This window comes from Halomonas sp. H33-56 (assembly GCF_040147035.1).
Lineage (GTDB): Bacteria > Pseudomonadota > Gammaproteobacteria > Pseudomonadales > Halomonadaceae > Halomonas > Halomonas litopenaei.
Genome location: NZ_JAMSHP010000001.1, coordinates 3488837 through 3504100, shown reverse-complemented (window position 1 = coordinate 3504100; position 15264 = coordinate 3488837). Strand labels below are relative to the sequence as shown.

General features: G+C 62.3%; 9 protein-coding genes and 1 tRNA gene. 5 read left to right on the top strand and 5 right to left on the bottom strand.

The genetic code is table 11. The features are described 5' to 3' along the window. Positions 1–34: 34 nt before the first annotated feature. The 5 genes from NFH98_RS14970 to NFH98_RS14950 form a co-directional block, all read right to left on the bottom strand. Positions 35–1117, bottom strand: coding sequence for a FecCD family ABC transporter permease (locus tag NFH98_RS14970; RefSeq protein WP_348826947.1), 1083 nt, complete (start codon positions 1115–1117; stop codon positions 35–37). Continuing rightward, positions 1114–2118, bottom strand: coding sequence for a FecCD family ABC transporter permease (locus tag NFH98_RS14965; RefSeq protein WP_348826946.1), 1005 nt, complete (start codon positions 2116–2118; stop codon positions 1114–1116). Before NFH98_RS14965 ends, NFH98_RS14970 begins: the two co-directional genes overlap by 4 nt. Beyond that, on the bottom strand, positions 2118–3236 hold the full coding sequence (locus NFH98_RS14960) for an ABC transporter substrate-binding protein (protein WP_348826945.1): 1119 nt from the start codon (positions 3234–3236) through the stop codon (positions 2118–2120). Before NFH98_RS14960 ends, NFH98_RS14965 begins: the two co-directional genes overlap by 1 nt. 122 nt (positions 3237–3358) lie before the next feature. Further along, the gene (locus NFH98_RS14955) at positions 3359–4933 is read right to left on the bottom strand and encodes an MFS transporter (protein WP_348826944.1); all 1575 of its coding nucleotides are present in this window, start codon (positions 4931–4933) and stop codon (positions 3359–3361) included. A 212-nt stretch (positions 4934–5145) separates the two neighbouring features. Continuing rightward, positions 5146–7305 carry a TonB-dependent receptor gene (locus NFH98_RS14950; protein ID WP_348826943.1) on the bottom strand — a complete coding sequence of 720 codons (2160 nt, stop codon included), beginning with the start codon at positions 7303–7305 and terminating at the stop codon, positions 5146–5148. A 381-nt stretch (positions 7306–7686) separates the two neighbouring features. Here NFH98_RS14950 and NFH98_RS14945 point away from each other — a divergent pair, with 381 nt between their 5' ends. From NFH98_RS14945 to NFH98_RS14925, 5 genes are all read left to right on the top strand, one after another. Next, positions 7687–8727, top strand: a complete 1041-nt coding sequence (locus tag NFH98_RS14945) for a hypothetical protein (RefSeq protein WP_348826942.1) — start codon at positions 7687–7689, stop codon at positions 8725–8727. Positions 8728–9120: 393 nt separating this feature from the next. After that, a tRNA-Ile gene (locus NFH98_RS14940) sits at positions 9121–9197 on the top strand. 253 nt (positions 9198–9450) lie between these two features. Then, the gene (locus NFH98_RS14935; RefSeq protein ID WP_348826914.1) at positions 9451–9729 is read left to right on the top strand and encodes a hypothetical protein; all 279 of its coding nucleotides are present in this window, start codon (positions 9451–9453) and stop codon (positions 9727–9729) included. Between the two features lie 412 nt (positions 9730–10141). After that, complete coding sequence (locus NFH98_RS14930) at positions 10142–12658, top strand: McrB family protein (protein WP_348826913.1); 2517 nt, start codon at positions 10142–10144, stop codon at positions 12656–12658. Positions 12659–12664: 6 nt separating this feature from the next. After that, positions 12665–15094: a DUF2357 domain-containing protein gene (locus NFH98_RS14925; RefSeq protein ID WP_348814669.1), complete on the top strand. Its 2430-nt coding sequence runs from the start codon at positions 12665–12667 to the stop codon at positions 15092–15094. The last annotated feature ends 170 nt before the right edge of the window (positions 15095–15264 follow it).

Below are 15264 nucleotides of genomic sequence, written 5' to 3'. Positions count from 1 at the left end.
GTGCTGACCAGATCACGACGAGCAGCCGACGCCATCACTGCCGGGTGCGATAGAGCAGATAGACGAAGAAGGGCGCACCCACCGCGGAGACGAAGACCCCGGCGGGCAGGTCCTTTGGCAGAAAGGCCACTCGGCCGATCAAGTCGGCGTAGAGCACGATCAGCGCGCCACACAGCGCCGCCACCGGCACCAGCCGTGCAAGACTGCGCCCGACCAGGCGGGCCGCCAGATGGGGCGCCACCAGTCCGACGAAGCTGAGGCCCCCGGCAAACGCCACCGCCGCGCCGGCCAGCGCCACGCTGAGGGCCAGCAGGATCAGCCGGCTTCTCAGTACATCGACACCGAGCCCGACGGCCACGGCGTCGCCTAGAGCCAGGGCGTCCATATGCCGAGCCAGGCTCAGGCACAGCGGAATCGCCACCAGCAGCCAGGGCAGCAGCGACAGCACATGGCGCCACTGGGCCGCATACAGGCTGCCGGTGAGCCATACGTAGGCGTGCAGCGCCGAGGCGTCGTCGCTGATCACGATCAGCAGGGTCGTCGCCGCCCCCATGGCGGCGGATAGCCCGATACCCACCAGCACCACCCGGCTGGGGTTGAGCCCCTTTCGCCAGGCCAGCGCCACCACCAGCACGGTGGCCAGTACAGCGCCGCCCAGCGCCGCCAGCGGCAGCAGGTGGATGCTCAGCTGACTGGCAAAGCCGGCCAGAAACACCACCGCCGCCAGCGCCGCGCCACTGGTGATACCGATCACATCCGGCGAGGCCAGGGGATTTCTGACGATGCCCTGGAGCACCGCGCCGGCCACCGCCAGCGCCGCGCCCACCAGCACCGCCAGCAGAATGCGCGGCAGCCTCAACTCCCAGACGATGAAGCCGATGTCGCTGGCCTGGGGCGCGGCCAGGGCTTTAAGCACCTCGATGGGTGGGGTGGGGAAGCTGCCCAGCGACAGCGACAGGCCTGCGCTTGCCACCAGCGCAAGCGCCAGCAGCGCTACCAGGCGGCGATAGCGCCGGTTGGCCCGATCTTGTGTATGGCCTTGCGTATGGCCTTGTGCATGACCCGGTGTCTGGTCCTGTGTGGCGGATTCGGCGTTGGCGCCAGACAAGCTGTTCATGCGGATACCTGCTTCTTGCGGGCCAGATAGATAAAGAAGGGCGTGCCGATCAGCGCGGTCATGACGCCGACCGGGATCTCCTGGGGCGCCATCAGAAAGCGCGAGGCGATATCGGCGACCAGCAGCAGCGTGGCCCCGAGCAGCGCACAGGCCGGCAGCAGCCAGCGATGGTCGATGCCGACCAGGCCGCGGGCCATGTGTGGCACGATCAAGCCGACGAAGCCGATCATCCCGGCAAGCGCCACCGAGCTGCCGGCCAGCAGGATCACGCACAGACCCAGGGCAAGCTTAAGGGTGCCGGCGCGCATGCCAAGGCCGGTGACCATGTCATCACCCAGCAGCAGGGCGTTGGCCTGACGGGCGAGGGCCGCGGTGATCGCAAGGGCCAAGGCAAACAGCGGCAACAGCGGCACCACCAGTTCTAGCTCGCGCCCGGAGACCGAGCCCGCCAGCCAGTACAGCACGCTCTCGAAGCTCTGCTGGTCGATGATCAACAGGCCCTGACTGAAGGACACGAACATCGCCGTCACCGCCACCCCGGCAAGCACGACCCGAAGCGGTGACAGCTCGCCGCGCCGGCCACGGCTGAGCGCCACCACGGCGAGTGCGGCGACCAGCGCGCCGAGCAAGGCCGCCCACACGTACTGACCGGGGGTGTGCAGCGGCAGCAGCGATACCGCCACCACCACAAAGAACATGGCGCCGGCGTTGATGCCGAGGATGCTTGGCGAGGCCAGCGGGTTGCGCGTCATGGTCTGCATCAGCGCACCGGCCACCGCTAGGCTTGCACCGGTCAGGGTGGCGATCACCGCTCGGGGCAGGCGTTCGCTGAGGATGATGATATGGCTGACCCTGCCGCCGTCGTAGTCGGTGATGGACTCAAGGGCGGTCAGCGGCGCGATCTCGGTGGTGCCGAGGACCACGCTGGCGCCGAACGCCGCCAGCAGCAGCAGGGTACCGAAGATAAGTCCGGCGGCCCGGGTGGAGGTGCGTTCCAGCATCAGGCAGCACCCTCGTCTGTTGTTGGCGACGGCTCTTTAATAGCTGAAGGCTCTTTCACAGATGAAGGCTCCCCACCCAGCGCGTCACCCAGCGCGCAGGAAGGGGAGAGCGCCTGAGGCGCCAGGCCGTAGTGGCGATAGAGGTCATCGAGCATGGCGTTTGCGGCGAGGATACCGCCGCCCATGATCCAGTTGACCGTGTCCACCTCGTACACTCGGTCGGCGCGGGTCGCGGTCAGCCGCTGCCATAGCGGGTGGGCGGTCCAGTGGCGGTAGGTGTCATGGATCGCCGGGTCGTCTTCCAGCAGCACGAAGATGACGTCGGCGTCCAGCGCGGGGATGTTCTCCTCGCTGGTCAACTTCATGCCCCAGCCTTGGTCTGCGGCGGCGTCAGGCTGGCGGAAGCCCAGCTCCTCCAGGATGCTGCCGGCGAAGCCGGAGGAATACAGACGCACGTGGTCGCTCTTGAAGCGCACCACCGCGGCCTTCTGCGGCCAGGCGTCACCCAGTGTCGTGGCGATTTTCGCACGCAGATCCGCTACCCGGTCGTCCCAGCAGGCCAGCAGTTGTTCGGCCCTGTCCTCGCGCCCGGTCGCCGCCGCCACCAGCGTGAGCGAGGCCTTGAAGTCAGACACCGTGGACGAGAACACCGTCGGCGCGATCTGCTCGAGCAGCGGGCGCACCCGTTCGTGTCGAAAGCGGGTGGCGACGATCACTTCGGGATCGAGCCAGGCCACTTTTTCCAGGTTGGGCTGGGTCTCCAGGCCCACGTGCTCGACGCCATCGAGCGCCTCGCGCAGGTAGCGATAGGTGGGCTTCTCCATCCAGGCATCGACTACCCCGATGGGCGTTACCCCCAGCGCCACGGCGCTGTCCGTGGCCCCCTGATACAGCGTGACCAGGCGTGGTGTCGAAGCCGAGGAGACTACCGGCGCAGCGGCCGCCGAGTCAGACCTTGCATCAGCGCTTACACCAGAGCTTACACCAGCCCTTTCATCACCCCTGATGTTGGCCTCGGCAGCGCCTGCAAACAACAGCATCCCGGCGAGCAGGGCGAGTGCCACAAAGGCCAGCACGCCGGCGAACAGCCCGAGCACCAGCAGCAGACTGCGCAGCACTGAGGGTGCCTGCCGAGGCTGGGGCCGGGAGCGGTGCGGCGGCTTGGGTGGCATGTGCGATGAAAATGGTGAGCGCGAGCCTGGTGAGGGTTGCGACGGCGGTCGCAGCGATGGCGTGAACGTCATGGGGATGATCCTTCACCTGTATTGGCGTGTCTGGCGCCCGACGAGTGGCCGATTTCTCGCCCCAGCGCCCAGGCCAGCGGCAGGCACAGCAGGGCAATGGCGGCCAGGGCGATAAAGGTCTCGTGCAGGGCCTGGGCGCTGGCCTCGGCAGCACTCACGCCAGCGGCGGTGACGCCACTTACGCGGGTGTCGTAGTAAAGCGATAGCGCCACCAGACCCAGCGAGGCGATCAAGCGCCTCGCCATATTGTTCATGGCCGAGGCCTGGGCCATGTCCCGGTCGGGCAGGGCGCGCATGCCCACGGTGGTGGAGGGCAGATAGCCGCAAGCCAGGCCAATGCCACGCGTCCCCATCCACAGCCCCACTACCCAGGCTGGCATCGCCGACGACATCAGCGCGAGCCCCGCAAGACCGGCAGCGGTCAGCACAAGGCCGGCGAGCAGGCACCACTGGGGCGGGTGGCGGTCGATCATCCGCCCGGCGATGGGCGAGGACAGCGACGCCATCAGGGCCGTGGCCAGAAACACCAGCCCGGTGGTCAGCGGACTCGCCCCGAGCACCTGGTGCATCCACAGCGGCACCAGCAGCACGCAGCCGAACAGGATGATGGACTGCAGGCAGGCCAGGACGACGCTCAGGCGAAAGGCGCGGTGTCCAAACAGGGACAGCGACAGTAAAGGCGCCGGGGCGCCCTGGGCTGCTGTTGGGTCGGCATTCCGTTCCTGCATACGCCCTGCCTTGAACTCCATACCCCGTTCGACCACCACGAACCCTGCCAGGGCGGCAAGTCCGAGCCCCAGGGGGACGAGCGCCGAGGGTGTGAGCAGTTCGGCCAGACTGTCGATTCGGCTTAGCGAAAACAGCACCGCGCCCATACCGAGGGTAATCAGCAAAAAGCCCGGCAGGTCGAAGCGCCTGGCGCGATTGGGTGCCTCCCGATGGAGGCAGCGCCAGCCGACTACCAGCCCCAGCAGCGCAAAGGGCAGATTCATGACGAACAGCGCCCGCCAGTGGCTGACCTCCAGCAGCAGGCCGCCGACGCTTGGGCCGATGGCCGGCGCAATCATCACCGCAAACCCCCAGATGCCGCTGACGCGGCCACGCTGCTCGGGCGGGTAGGCGGCGAAGATCAGCGCCAGCGACAGCGGCATCATCAGCCCCGCCGCCATGCCCTGGACGCCCCGGGCGATGATGATGCTGTCTAGACTGTCGGCCACGGCGCCGAGACCAGAGCCGGCGATAAAACCGACCAGCCCCAGCAGATAGATCACCCGCCGGCCGAAGCGATCGGCCAGATAGCCGGTCAGCGGCATGGTCATGGCCATGCTGATCATGAACAGGGTGATGACCCAGTTCACTTGGCTGGCGCTGGCATCGAAGGTCGCCATCAGCTCCGCCACCGCCAGATTCAGCGCACTGTTATTGAGGCTGACGGTAAAGGTGCCCAACAACACGCTGACCAGCACCCAGGCTCCCCCGGCGCGGGTCTTCGACGAGGCATCGGAAGACGGCTCAGCACCCCGCGACGCAGGGGCCTTGGCGAGTGTGTTGGTGGGCCGGGCCTGGAACATGAACCGTCTCACAGTCCTGGAAAGCGGAAATGCGGAGGGCCAAGAGCATGCCATGACGCAAAAGCAAATGCAATTCATTATCAAATGAGAGGAGAGAGGAATACTACCCGAAGTCGTCGCGCCAGGTGAGCGATGCCACCAGCCTGAAACCATAAGCGCCGGACCTGAAATGGCCCGGCGCTTGGTGGGGATGGGAATTCCCTGGATGAATATTAGAAGTCCATGGTCCAGCCAAGGGTGAAGGTCCGTCCCCGACCCTGATAGTCGTACAGGTACTCCGGACCGTAGTAGGGCGAGTAGAACATTGCCGCTCGCTGTCCCCAGACGGTGGAATATTCCTCGTCGAGCAGGTTGTCGATACCCAGCGTCAGACGGCCGATATCGATATCCTGGGCCAGCGCCATGTCCACCGTGGTGTAGCCGTCGATCTGACGGTCATCGTCATCTTCCAGGTTATGGGCATGGTTGGCCTGCAGCCGGGCGCTGCGTCCTGCCGCCATGTCCTGCCAACCGACGAAGGCGGTGGCGGAGGACAGCGACGCATAGCGGGCGTCACGCTTTTCCCAGCTGCCGTTCTCGTCTTCCTGCTCCGAGCGCACCAGGTGCAGGGTGCCGCCGACCTCGAAGCCGCTGTCCAGGAAGCGGGTCACCGCCGCCTCCAGGCCGTAGTCGCGCTTGTTTTCCTCGACCACGCTGACCGACAGGTCTTCGGCATTTTCCACCGCCTTGTCGGACCAGGCGTAGTAGATCGCTGCCTGGGTGCTCCAGTCGGAGTCATTGAAGCGCCAGCCGAGTTCCACCTGGTCTGTCTTGATGGCGTCCAGCGGGTTGTCGTCGACGCTGATATCGGCGCTCTTGCCGTAGTACTTGGCCGGGTCCGGCAGCTCAAAGCCCTGGCTGAACTGGATCCAGTTCTGGTGGCCGTTGCCGTAATCGTAGAGGGCGCTTGCGTTGACCAGGGTGGCATCATAGTCATTCTCGCCACCCGGTACGCCGTTGAAGTCATCGACCTCGACGTCCATATGCTGCTGGCGCACCCCGGCGGACAGGGTCAGGCCGTCGGTGACCCGCCAGTCGCCCTGGGCGAAGCCGGCGTAGCCGTCGACCTCGTAGCTTGGATAGCGTGGGCCGATCTCGCGCTCTTCCTGGGTGAGACCGCCACTGGCATTCGAGGTGGCGATGTCGAAGTACATCTGGTCGGCGTCGAAGGACTCACGGTCCATGTCGAGGCCATAGGTCAGCGAGACGTGCTCACCCAGCTCGGCATCGAACAGCGCCTTGATACCGCCCAGATCGGTGTCCTGTTTGGAGGCGCGGAATTCGACGCCCTGAGTGGTGGCGTAGGGGAAGGCATTGAAGCTTGCCTCTTCTTCGCGATAGAACGCCTGCAGGTAGAAGTCCTGACCCAGCAGGTCGGCGTGGTGGTACTGCAGGTTGACCATGCGACGATCCGTCTCGGGATCGCGATCCGACGAATAGCCGTCGCGGATCTCGGCGCCTTCCAGATTGCCTAGCGCCAGGTTGGGGAAATAGAGCCCACGGTCCCCTTCATAGGCCGAGCGGTATAGCTGAGCGCCAAGCGTCAACGTCTGCTCGGCGCTCAGCGCCAGATCGACGCTGCCCATGATGTCGATGGAGCGATTGTCCTGCAGGTCGGTCTGGGCGATGTCCGGGAATATCTCGTCGCCGCGCCCGTCATAGAAGCGTCCATTGTCCTGATAGGCCACCGCCAGACGTCCCTGAACACGCTCGTTGCCGCCACTGATCGACTGGGCCAGGCGGAAGTCGGCGTCGTCACTGTCATTGAAGCCGCTGGTGACGCTCGTCGCGGTGGAAAAGTGGCGACCTGGGCCGTCACCTTTCTTCGTCACGATATTGATGATGCCGCCGGTGGCGCCACCGCCATAAAGACTGCTTGCGCCGGACAGCACCTCGACGCGCTCGATGTTGAACGGGTCGATGGCGTCGAACTGGCGCGACAGGCCCCGGGAGCTGTTCAACGAGACGCCGTCGATCAGCACCTGCACGCTGCGGCCACGCATGTTCTGGCCATAGTTGGTGCGTCCCTGGGGGGCCAGATCCAGCCCCGGTACCAACCGACCCAGCGCGGTCTTGAGGTCGGCTCCCGTCGCGATCTGAGTCTCCAGCTGCTGCTGGTCCACCACCCACACCGCACCGGGAATCTCGCTGATCGACTTCGGCGTGCGCGAGCCGACCACCACCATGGTCTCCTGGGATTGGACAGCTGCCTCGTCGGTGGCCGCCCTGGCGTCGGTGCCTGGCTGATCGGCGCCAACCGCCTGCGCCCAGCTAAGCGACGGAGCAGCGGCCAGCAGCAAAAGGCCTGCACCGAGGGAAAGTGACGCTGACAAGGGAGAGCCGCCATATGACGTAACGCCGGTGACTGGCGCAGTAGTAACGGGCCGCGGGCGTGTGTGGATCTGGGTCGGAATCTGGGAAGGCATGGAATGATCGCTTGGCTGATGTTGACCGGCTTGTCGAGACGAGCCGATGGGACAGTGCGGACCGGGCTTCTGGCGGCCCGTCTCGCGCCACCTGCCGAGGGAGCTGCGTGTTGCCCGTGGGGCAGGTGTGCAGCTTCGGCAGCGGCAAGCAATATAGCGAATTGTGAAAATAATGCGAAGCGTTCGTATTCAATTTTAAGATTTGTGCAAGTCAAGCTCACCCCCTCGCCGACCAGAGGCACAAGGCGTAGGCTGGATGCATCTACCACGCGACGATCAGGAGGCCTGATGGCACGAGTAAAGATCCTCAAGCAGGGCACGATCCACTGCTTTCCTCCCGGCCTGCGTGACGACCAGGGCGAGCTGGTCAACGCCGAGATTTCTGCGGTGGCCTACGACGGCGAGCGACTGTTGATGGCCAGCGACAAGCCGATTCCCGGCCACGAGCGTTCTGCCGCCTTCAGCCTGCCGTTGACCGCCGATGGTCCCGACGACAGCCGCATCGACTACCTGACCCAGCAGACCATCAAGGAAGCGGTGAAGTATGAAGACTTCGCCCTGACCACCGATGGGCGCCACATGATCGCCACCACCGGTTTCGATCGCATCGACGACGAGACCCACGAACTCAACGCCTACAACCACCTGCTGATCTGGCCACTTCACGAGCCTGACCGGGTCCAGGTGGTGGACCCCGACCCCCGCGACGGTGTGGAAGGCTCGCTCGAATTTCGTCGCAAGATGGACGCAGCCGTAGGCGAGCCCTACTACAAGATCGAGGGTCTGGCCGCGATCCCCGGGGAGCGTGGTGATGGCCTTTTGCTGTTCGGCATCCGCGAGCAGGGCAAGGCCCACGATGACTTCGACTACGTGCGCCGGGTCATTGGTGCCCACTACATCATCAACGACGACGACAACCTGGAGTTCGTCGACGCCCTGCACGATGTCTTCAGCTTCGACCCCGGCGAGTACGACGGCGTGGAGCACATCTGTGGCCTGTCGAGCCTCGAGTACGATCCCTACCACGGCCAGCTGTACCTGCTGACCAGCTTTGAGACCGAAGAGGGTGACGACGAGGTCATCGGCGGCTATCTGTGGGTGATGTCGCTGCACGACTTCCGCCAGGGCAGGGCACCCACCCTGGTACGCGACGAGAACGACAAGGTGCTCGAGTTCGAACACAAGGCCGAAGGCCTCGCCGTGCTGGACCGCGAACGCCTGTTCGTCGCTTACGACAACGACCGCAACTACGACCTGCACAGCGTCAGCGAACGCGACGAACGCCGCTGCTGCGAAGCCCCCTACACCATCCTCGGACTGGTGCAGTAGGCACGAAGCGGTTCAGGCATGGCACAACGCCACATCGAACCGAGGCAGAGCAAAACGCGGAGTTGGGGACTGGATAGCTCTGGAGTGGAGTAAAGAGGGATAGAGAGTGACAAGTAACGATAGCGATTAATTGCGCGTGAGAGTGGGTGCGGGAAGAAATGGCGCGGGGAAAAGTGCGTGCGGAACTGGACGATGGCGGGTACGCCTGCGGTACACCCAGCCGCCAAAACCGGACTTCGAGGCGCCGGAACGATGATGCGACAAGGGCTGTGATGCGAGGAAGGGCACAGCCAAAGCGCCTCGAAAGCCGCCATACTGATCAGTGGCAAGCGTCCACCCGAAACCCGCTAGCCTACGGCCGCAGCTTTCGCTATCATACGCCCGCGCTGATAAGGGCCTATAGCTCAGTTGGTTAGAGCAGGGGACTCATAATCCCTTGGTCGTAGGTTCAAGTCCTACTGGGCCCACCATCGTCTCTTCCTTCCTTCCTTCCTTCCTTCCTTCCTTCCTGTTGGTTGTCCTGTCTGGGTTTTACATTGCTCTTGTACGCAGGGGCTTCTCGATGCTTGACTCTCGACGAAGATCGTTCCAGTACTACTTCCTTGAATGAACGGGCGTCAAGCAATGGGCGATCGTCCACTGCCCCCGCAGTCTCCATCTAGATAGTCCCCAGCATTGCTGAAGGCAAAGGGGGGCAATGAGCCCTCCTCTCTAGATGAGGATATGCCAATCTGCGCCATGAAGCTGGGGGAGTTGCGCGTCGATCTGATGCCGGACCATGACGACGTGCTCGGTTTCAGCAATCACTGGCACCCCCAGGCACTGGAAACGGCACAGCCCGTCTCGTTAGGTGGGGATCTTTCCATCCGCGTGGTCGCACCACCGCTTTTCGTTGCCACCAAGCTTGAAGCCTACAAGGGGCGGGGTGAGGACGATCCTTTATCGAGCCACGACATCGAGGACATCCTCAATCTTGTTGATGGCCGCCCCCGAGCTACTTGATGAGGTGAGAGCCACCGGCAGCGATCTTCCGGCCTATATCGCAGATGAGCTCAGCACACTTCTCGACAATGATCTCTTCGGATATGCCGTGCAGAGTGCGGCCGGAGACCCCAACCGGGAAGCGCTTGCTCTTCGAGCGTCTGGAGGTCCTGACCAGGGAGCGCGGCTGGCAGTGAGTCGCTTACGGCTGGGGGTGGTCCTGGATCTGGGACAGCCCCGCAACCCGTCAAAACTATTCCCACGCGCTGTCGATCCGGGTAATTTGCGGCTTAAGCTGAAACGGCGGCTTGAGGCAGTTGATTCGCACCAAAAGATCGTTGACCGATTTTCCTCGGGTGCTGAGGTGCCCTGGACGGTTGCTGAATTGGCTAGATGAGGTGGACACTATGGCGACTGAGTACTGAGGGACGCAATGAGTATTGAGCAGGCGATACAGCAGCTTACGCGCAACGATCTGATTCGCACCATCGATGCGAACGGCCAGCGCATACCGCCTGGTGAGTGCTTCTCGTGCCTCTACCTGGGGCGCCGTTTCGATCCTAAGCAGCTGTTGGCGGAGGCTCTGGTACAAGCCAAACAGCACAAAGTCGACCCTGAGGTGCTCGAGCAAGCGTCCTACGAGCCCTTTGTCGAGGCACTCAAGGAACGCGAATTTTCGGTGGTCAGCAATTGCGGCGAGATCGGTGATACTAGTTTGACCGTGATGGTCTACGAGGTGAAGAAGCCACCTCTTGTGCAGGAGAACTTTAAGCGCTTGTTCTCAGCCAACCAGAATCGGTTCTACTGGAACCGCGATAAGTTTGCCAAGCTTGATCGCGGCGCCCCGGTGTTTGTGGTCAACAATAGCGCTGCCCGAGTGCTGTTTGGCTACGTTCAGGACACCATGATCCGCGCGGAGTTTGACGAGCAGAGTAATGTCAGCCGCTTTACTCATCAAGGCGAGACGTTCGAAGTCAGCGGCGAATATCCAGAGTTCGTCTGCATCGAGATCAGATCGCTCCAGCACCCGCCGTCGGGCTGGCAGTGGAAGACCTTTGGTAGCGGTGAACACTCCTACATATCGGGACAACAAGTCGGCGCCAATGCTGCCAGGAACAACTTGGAGCGAGTTAATTTGCTGCTTGAGGTGTTCGCGCGAGAGGAAGAGATCGTCCTACAGCTGCAGACCTGCTACCAGGCGTTGCTCAGCCACCTGGTGGATGATGACGAACCCGAACAGCAGCGTGAGCCCAAGATTTGGTATGTCATGCAGGGGAAGACGTTCTCGTATCAGAAAGCCCTGTCATACATCTGGGCCCCATTGGAGGGGAAAAACGGGCGGTCGTTTAGTCACTGGAAGGCCGTCGGCGATGTTCGGCTGGGTGACATCATCGTTCATCATGCGGGAGGTGGGGTCCAAGCCATCACCCGGGCGGCCTCCATGCCCATGGTGGCCCCGCAGCCGGATGCGTTTGACAATGAGTGGCGAGGAAATGGGCACCGCGTCGAGCTAGAGGTGCTAGTCCAGCTTGAGCAGCCAGTTGTCCTAGGCACCATCCGTCAGAAGAAAGCGCAGCTGCAGAAAGCCCTAGCCAACGTACGTGGACCCTACAATCGCGATGGCACAGGAAATCAGGGCTACCTGTTCGAATTTACCTGGGAGGCGCTGGCGATCCTGCTCGATGGGTACACTCTGGCGCTACCCGACGAAATACAGCGCTGGCTGCCGGCCCTCGACCACCTAATCGAGGACGAAGAGGAAGCCTCCGACGAAGACGACGCTTCTGAAGCAGCCGAGGAGCGCCGTCTGCCAGTCGCGGTCACCCAGACACCGGCCAGGGAGTGGCTACCCCGGGTGAAGGCCTATATGGCCAGCCAGGGCTTTTACTATTCGCTGGCGGAGGTGGCCAACTTCTATCTTTGTTTGCGTACAAAGCCGCTTGCGATGCTGGCGGGGATCTCGGGTACTGGCAAGACCCAGTTGGTGCGCCAGTTCGCCAAGGCCATCGGCTATGGAGATTCCGACCACTGCGTGTTAATCGCCGTGCGTCCGGACTGGGCCGATAGCTCGGATTTGATCGGCTACGCTAACATCCAGGGCAAGTTCGAGACCAAGCCGCTGCTGGATGTAATGGCCCGAGCCATCGAGCACCCCGATGAGCTCTACTTCGTTATCCTGGATGAGATGAACCTGGCCAGGGTTGAGCACTATTTTTCGGAGTTCCTGAGCTTTATCGAGACCCGCGGGGGTGACAACGATGACGTCATCGTCACCGAGCCGCTGATCAGCCGTGCCGACGTGAACGGTGGGCGCCCGATCTACCTACCCCAGAACTTGATGGTGGTGGGCACGGTAAACATGGACGAGACCACACACGCCTTCAGCCGCAAGGTGCTGGACCGGGCCAATGCCATCGAGATGAACGATATCGACTTGGCGTGGGTGAGCCCGCCTCTGAATGTGGGGCCGGTCTCCGACATCCATGCCGATGCGCTGAGAAGTCCGTTCCTTAACTCTATTGACCTGACCGCCGGCCAAAAGCAGGCGCTCGAGACGCCCATGGCGTTTCTTATGAAGGTTAACGCCATCTTGGAGCCTGCCGGGCTCCACTTTGGCTACCGCGTGCGCGACGAGGTCGCCTTTTACCTGACATTGCACCGCGAAGAGGGCCTAGAACGGCTAGATGGCTTCGGTGCCGACGCTGCCTTGGATTTCCAGCTGATGCAGAAGGTGCTGCCGCGCATTCAAGGCAGTTCGCTGAGCGTGCTCAAGGTGCTGATACGCCTGCTGGGCCTGCTGGCCAACAAACCGCTCGATGATGAAGCGGAATACAGCGTTGTCGAGAAGGAGGTAAGCCCAGAACAGACCCGTTACCCCAGAAGCGTCAAGAAGTTGCTGTTCATGCTGCAGCGCTTCCACGACGACGGCTTCACCTCGTTCTGGCTGTAGGTGGGTATGACGGCGCTCTGTTTCGACCACCCCGATGGCACCATCTGCCAACTCGCCGTAAGCGAGGTGGCCCTGACGCCGGCGATTGAGGCTCAGCGTCACCGCGAGCAGCGTTCTCGTTTCAAGGCACACGGCCTGGCGTTCAACGAATCTGAGTCGGAGTTGGAAGGCTCGCTAAACTCGCCGCTGTTCTTCGAATGGCAGCAGCTGGAGTGGCTGTTCGAGCCAGGCCCGGGCTGCCGCTGCGAGCCTCCTCTGTCGCTCTACGTCAATGGCGTGCATCAGAAGCGGGTCAGGTCGAGGTCGCTACATGGCCAGGTCCGCCTGATGGGCACCATAAACCTCGAGAATAGCGTCGGGCTGACGCGCTTCGAGGTGCGTGACGCCGGTGGCAAGGTGCTGTTCGCCCTGGATAGCGAGGTGTTTCCCCAGAAGCTGGATTACAAGGACGACTTCCCGGCGATGCTCGATGAGATCACCGAGATCCTCTACTCGCTAGCTTTCGATGCGTTCACCAGGACCTTTGCATCGACCCGTCCACGCTCTACCTACCACCAGCTCACCTCGGAGTGGCTGAATCTGTTCAAGGCGCTCTATCACAGCTTAGAGCAGAGCCTGGACACGCTGTTGCGCTCGCCCAAGTCGGATCTGCGCAAGGAGTCACGGGTAAAGCCCATTCACCGGGTGAAGCGGGCGACACCTCGGGCGATCAAGGCCGCCACCCAGCGCCCCGACCGCTACTGCCGCGGCGGTGGGCTGCAGGTGGTTCCTGGGGTTCAACTTTCACACCTGAGCGAGCAGCATAAGCGTATCAGTTACGACACCCAGGAGAACCGTTTCGTCGCCTGGGCAATCACCGAAATCCTGCGTCAGATTCAGCGTGCCATCCGCCATCTGAGCGGCGGTCGGGGCTTGGACAGTCAACGGGTCCAAGTGGAAGTGGAGGCGCTGGAGCGCAGCAAATCCCACCTGCGGCGCCGCCTGAGAGGTCCGGTGCTGGCCGAAGTAGGGGCCTTCAATCACCAGATGTTCTTCTCGACCACCCTGACCATGGCGCCGGGGTACAAGGACTTCTATCACCGCTTCCTGCTGCTGCGTAAGGGCCTTACCATGGCCGAGCACCCGCTGTTCAAGATGGACTATAAGGACATCGCCACCATCTACGAGTACTGGTGCTTCCTGAAGACAGTGAAGCTACTGCGGGAAAATCCCAAGTACGAATTGGCCAGCAATGACATCGTCAAGCTAGAGCACCACCGCTTTAAAGTGAACCTCCGCAAGGGCACGAAATCTGCGGTCAACTTCGTGCAGCGCGGTACCGGCGATGACATTGCCATCTACTTCAACCGCACCTTCCCGCGGAAGGACTACACCTACACCTTCGACCAAAAGCCGGATCAGTTCATCGAATTCTCTCGGAGCGGGTTCGGCAGCAGCCGTGACAAAAAGTCGTTCAAGGTGATGATGGATGCCAAGTACCGCTTCGATCGTGGCTCGAAGGGGTACCCCACCGGCCCCAAGGACACGCCCTATGGTCCGCCGCTGGATACCATCGCTCAGCTGCATCGTTATCGTGATGCCATTTTGTGGGAGGACAAGGGGGAGCAGCAGAAATCCGTCAAGATGGCCAACAAGAGTATCGGCGGGGTAATCCTGTTCCCCTATCCGGAAAATGAGCAGGATTTTGTGGCCCACCCCTTCTACCAGAGCATCGAGAAGGTCAATATCGGAGCGGTACCGCTACAGCCGGGTAGAGCGCGCGAGAACCTACTGTTCCGGCAGTATCTGGATAGCCTCTTTGAGCAACCTGGCGAGGTGATTACCGAGTCGCTTTACCACTACGACGACCGTACCTACCAGCAGCGCCGGCAGTCCAGTCGGGACCTGGTAATGGTGGGCATGATTCCCGCCAGGGATCGGGAAGCCAGGCTGCACTACCATCGTAACTGCCAGATTTTCTACACCCAGCGTCCGGACTCACCACGCTATCCGCTGCATGAGGTAAAGGCGGTGGCGCTCTATGACCAGCAAGAGAGAAAGATCATCGGCTGGGCCAACGTCGTGGGTATTGAGGTACTGCTGGGCAAGGAGCTCAAGCAGACGGGTACCACTTGGGCGCCGAACCGGCCTGACCAGCCCTACTACGTCTATCGTCTTGAGCCGATACAGCACGCCGACTTGCATGCTGGTGGCCAGATGAAGGGTAATCGCACAGGGCGCTACTTCATCACCCGACTGGGCCTGGAGGTGGCGCTCCAGGAGTTGGAGCCAGAATTGCAGTTTCTCAGCAGCTGGGAAAAATTCATTGAATGGAAGACGCTGAAGACGCGCTTCCCCTCAGTACGTATTCAGCGGCAACGCTTCACTGACCCAGTCACTGGGCAGCCAGAGAGTGAGCTTGAATTCATCGCACAAGCAGACGTGGGGTCGTCATAATGTCACTGAAAGCCTGGCTAGATGTCGTCATGCCACATAAGGACGTGCTGGGAGGCACCCTCAAGTAGTCGGAATGCGCTGCGGATATCACCCAGGTGGCAACCGGCACGGTCGCCGAGGAGTATTAGGATGCCGAGAAGTTCTTCTCTCGCGCCTACATTAACGAAGGC

Excerpts from the sequence above, each read along its gene's own strand:
- NFH98_RS14970 (WP_348826947.1), bottom strand. The coding sequence starts at position 1,117 with ATGAACAGCTTGTCTGGCGCCAACGCCGAATCCGCCACACAGGACCAG.
- NFH98_RS14925 (WP_348814669.1), top strand. The coding sequence starts at position 12,665 with ATGACGGCGCTCTGTTTCGACCACCCCGATGGCACCATCTGCCAACTC.
- NFH98_RS14965 (WP_348826946.1), bottom strand. The coding sequence starts at position 2,118 with ATGCTGGAACGCACCTCCACCCGGGCCGCCGGACTTATCTTCGGTACC.
- NFH98_RS14945 (WP_348826942.1), top strand. The coding sequence starts at position 7,687 with ATGGCACGAGTAAAGATCCTCAAGCAGGGCACGATCCACTGCTTTCCT.
- NFH98_RS14955 (WP_348826944.1), bottom strand. The coding sequence starts at position 4,933 with ATGTTCCAGGCCCGGCCCACCAACACACTCGCCAAGGCCCCTGCGTCG.
- NFH98_RS14930 (WP_348826913.1), top strand. The coding sequence starts at position 10,142 with ATGAGTATTGAGCAGGCGATACAGCAGCTTACGCGCAACGATCTGATT.
- NFH98_RS14935 (WP_348826914.1), top strand. The coding sequence starts at position 9,451 with ATGCCAATCTGCGCCATGAAGCTGGGGGAGTTGCGCGTCGATCTGATG.